Origin of the sequence: Streptomyces montanus (assembly GCF_005786655.1) — a bacterium.
Taxonomy (GTDB): domain Bacteria; phylum Actinomycetota; class Actinomycetes; order Streptomycetales; family Streptomycetaceae; genus Streptomyces; species Streptomyces sporangiiformans.
In genome coordinates, this window is record NZ_VBZC01000139.1 from 1 (window position 1) to 4,274 (window position 4,274).

General features: G+C 67.8%; 1 protein-coding gene. It reads right to left on the reverse strand.

Annotation, left to right across the window (positions count from 1 at the left end; all coding sequences use genetic code 11):
• Positions 1–4,274: non-ribosomal peptide synthetase (locus FE633_RS46665; protein ID WP_138051225.1), on the reverse strand; the 4,274-nt coding region annotated here is incomplete at both ends.

The following is a 4,274-nucleotide window of genomic DNA, read 5'->3' on the forward strand; positions in this document are numbered from 1 at the left end:
CGCAACGGCAACTCCGGCGCAGCAGGCAACTCATCCAACCGCCCCAGCCAGTACTCCCGCGCCCGCACAAACGCCGCCGACTCCTCAACCCCCTCCAACGCCCGCACATAATCACGGAAGGTGACTGCCGGAGCGGTGATCTCCGCCTCGGGGTCGCGATAGAGGGCGCCCCATTCGTGAACGAGCCTGCCCAATGTGGCTCCGTCGGCGATGAGGAGGTCGACGGCGACGTGGATACGCGTCCGCTCCTCGTCCAGCCGCGTCACCGCCACCTCGAACAGCGGCCACCGCCCAGGCTCCCGAACCCGCCCGGACAACTCCTCCCGCACCGCGCCCAACCGAGCCTCACGCTCGCCGGCACCCACATCCCTCAGGTCATGCCTCGCGAACCGATACACCGGCACCTCAGCCAACGCCCGCTGCCGACCATCCTCCGTGAACACCGTCCGCAACATGTCATGCCGCCCCACCACCGCATTCCACGCCGCCTCCAACCGCCCCACATCCACCGACACCCCATCGATCTCCGCATAGAACGCCGCCGGCACATTCCCCAACGCGAAAAACCCACCCCGCCCCAATAGATACGCCTGCTGCAAATCCGTCAGAGCAAACGGCTCAAACCGCCCCTCGGGGTCGGGTACGAGCTGAGGCAGTGCCAGCCCCTCTCCGTCCGCACCGTGCTCACGGCTCGCCAGGAGCGCGGCCTGTGCGGCGATCGTGGGGTGGGCGAACATGTCGGCCGCGGTGAGCGGCAAACCGTTCGAGGCGGCCGCTGACGCCGTTCGGACCGCGAGCAGGCTGTCACCTCCCGCACGGAAGAAGTCGGTGTGGATCCCGATGCTCTGGCGGCCGAGTACGCCGCACCAGACTGCCGACAGACGCTCCTCCCGGAGGTTCCGCGGGGTGGAGCCGTCCTCGGGCCCCTCAGCCGTGTCGTCGAGGCCGGGTGCCGGAAGACGACTGCGGTCGACCTTGCCGTTGGCCGACAGCGGAAGGCGATCGAGGATCACGAACCGCTCCGGCAGCATGTAGGCGGGCAGCGTACCGGCCAGGTGGTCGCTCACGGATTCCACCAATCGGGAGCTGAGCTGCGGTGCGGCCGGGGAGTTCACCAACTCGCCCGTCGCGCCGTTCAGATCCCGGGATTGGCAGTCCTCTGCCAGGAGCGTCGGCCGATCGCCGCGGTAGAAGACGATGTCGGCCGCAGCCGGCGACTCGGCCAGACAGGCTTCGACCAGCCAGCCGCCGTCCTGCGCCATGGTCCGTAGATCGTCGGTGCGGAACCCTTCGGTCGCCGCCTCACTCGGACTGACATCTTCGAGACCCTCTGCCGAGCCGCGCTCCAGAAGGTCAGCGGCTCGCAGATCGCGGGTGAGGCGCGGATTCCGCACTCCACGCACCACCACGGCAGCGGTAGCGCGGGAGGCGGACTCCTGGAGGGAGGCGCGGAGGTCGTCGACGACGCTTTCGGAGTGTCCGTCCAGAACCGTGACGTGATCCGGCACCTCGGCTACGACCGTGGTCGGGAACTTGCTCAGGATCACGTCGTACCGGTAGTCCGCCATCTCCGTGGTCGGGTCCCCGCTCTTCGGTCGCAGGCTGACCGTGTTGAAGCCCAGGCTCCGCAGTCCGCGGAAAAGATCGGGGGATATCGCCAACTCGCCCTCTCGCCCGGCACGTTGGACTACACGCTCCGCCACCTCCTCCATCGAGTCGGCAGGTGTTGCCTGATGGAGCTCGACCGATGTGTGGAAGGCGCGCAGGAGGCGCAGGTCACGAACGTCGCCCACAAACAGCGTGCCGTCGTCGGACAGCACCCGAGCCGCCTCGCGCAGCACATCCATGAGGTACGCGCCGCTCGGGAAGTACTGCGAAACGGAGTTCACGACGACGCAGTCGACGCTGGAGTCCTCGACGTCCGCCAGATCGCGGGCATCCCGGTGGAGCAGGCGGACCCGGTGTGCGTATTCGGGGCGGGCGTCGAAGTACGTCTGGAGAGTGGCAAGGGTCTCGGCGGAGACGTCAACACCGATGTAGTGCGCATGGGGGGCGATGCGGGTCGCCAACAGGCCTGTGCCGCAGCCGATCTCCAGTACGTGCGAGGGCGCGCATTCGAGGATGCGGCGCATGGTCTCGTCGACCCACTCCCGCATCGCCTCGTCGGGGATGGGAGCGCCCGTGTACGTGCTGATCCAGCCCGTCGTGTCGAAGTCGTCGCCGATTACGCCGACTTCGGAGCGCATGGCGTTGAAGACCCTCTCCCACTCGCTGACGCGGAGCCGGTCCTCCCCACTGACGTCCTCGGAAGCAGCTGGGGTGAGGTAGGCGGTGAGGTGGTTGTCGGTGGCGGTGACGACGGCGTCCCTGACCCCCGGGTGGGCGGTGAGCCTGGCCTCGATCTCACCGAGCTCGATCCGATAACCGTTGATCTTCACCTGATGGTCGTTACGGCCCAGGAACTCGATCGTCCCGTCCGGATGATAACGACCCAAATCCCCCGTCCGGTACAGCCGTTCACCGGTGACCGGATGCGTCAGGAACCGCTCCGCGGTCTTGTCCGCATCACCCCAGTAACCGCGCGCGACCCCGACACCGCCGATGAACAACTCCCCCGGCACCCACGTCGGAACCGGACACAGACCCCCATCCAGCACATGGAAAGTCTGATTCGCCAGCGGACGCCCATACGGAACGCTCGGCCAACCCGGATCCAGCTCCCCTATCGGATGCCAGATCGACCAGATCGACGCCTCCGTCGCACCCCCCAGACTCACCAACTCCGCCTCCGGCACCACGCCCCGGATCCGATCAGGCAGGGACAACGGGATCCAGTCCCCGCTCATCAGCACCAGCCGCAGCCCGCCCAGCGACTCCCGCGACTCCCGGCGGGCACCGGCATGCTCCACCAGCATCTCCACCAACGCCGGCACCGAATTCCACACGGTCACTCCGTGCCGCCGTGCGAGCTCGCCCCAGGCTTCCGGATCACGGCCGGCGTCCGGCCGCGGCAGAACGAGGGTGCCGCCGGCGGCGAACACACCGAAGACATCCCACACCGACAGGTCGAAACTCAACGACGACAGCCCCAGCACCCGGTCCCCCGCCGTGATACCGAAACGGTCGTTGATGTCCGCCACCGTGTTGGCCGCCCCCCGATGGTCGATCATCACCCCCTTCGGCTCACCCGTCGAACCCGACGTGAAGATCACATACGCCAGGTCATCCAAACCCGCCGCCGCATCGAGAGGCCCGTCATCCACTCCGGCCCACACAGCTTCGTCATCCACCGCCAGCACGGTCACGTCGCTCGGCCACTCCAGCATCCGCGCCAACCGCGCCTGCGTCAGCACCACCCGGCACTGGCCCCGGCCCAGGATGTGGTGCACCCGCTCCACCGGCCACGCCGCGTCAACCGGCAGGTACGCAGCCCCCGACTGCAGCACACCCAACGCCGCCACCGGCTGCTCCCAGCCCTTGTCCATCACCACACCGACCAGCGTGTTCGGACAACACCCCAACTCCCTCAGCCTGCGGGCGATACGCGCCGCACGCCGATCCAACTCCGCATAACCGACCGTCCGATCCATCGCGATCACGGCCGGAACCTCACCCCGAGCCCGCAAAGAACCGCCCAGCTCATGCAGCAGCCCCGTCGGCAGCACCGCCGCCGTCGCGTTCACCTTCTCCCGCGCCACCAACTCCGCAGGACCGACCAGCCCCAGCTCGGACGCGTCCCAGAGACCCTCGTCATCAGCCAACCGCTCCACCAACCCACCGAACGCGGCGAACGCGGCATCCACCAACCCCGGCGGGAACAACTCCTCCACCACCGCCCAATTCACCCGCAGCACACCACCCAGCTCGAACACCTGGCATTCGAGGGCGACTTGCGGTGCTGTCGCTGAGACGTACGGCAGGCCCTGGAACCACTCCGGGAGATCTGCCGTGTCAATGTCCTGGCCCAGCACGGCGTCGAAGACGAACGGCATGGTGGTGCGGGTACGGTCGTCGCTCCGCGCCAGTTCCCGCAGAACGCGGACGCCGCTGAAGGCGCGGTGCTCGAAGTCCTGCCAGAACCGGTCCTGTAGTGCGGTGATCTGATCGCGGACGGGGTCCTGGGCATCGCTCTGGAACGCGACGAGGACCTGAGACGTGTACTCGCCGATGACGCGGTCGATGTCGGGATGCAGCGGCAGCCGCTCGTTGACCGTCACGTTCAACGTGAACGCGTCACTCGCCGACCACGCCCGCAACGTGGCCGCATACGCCCA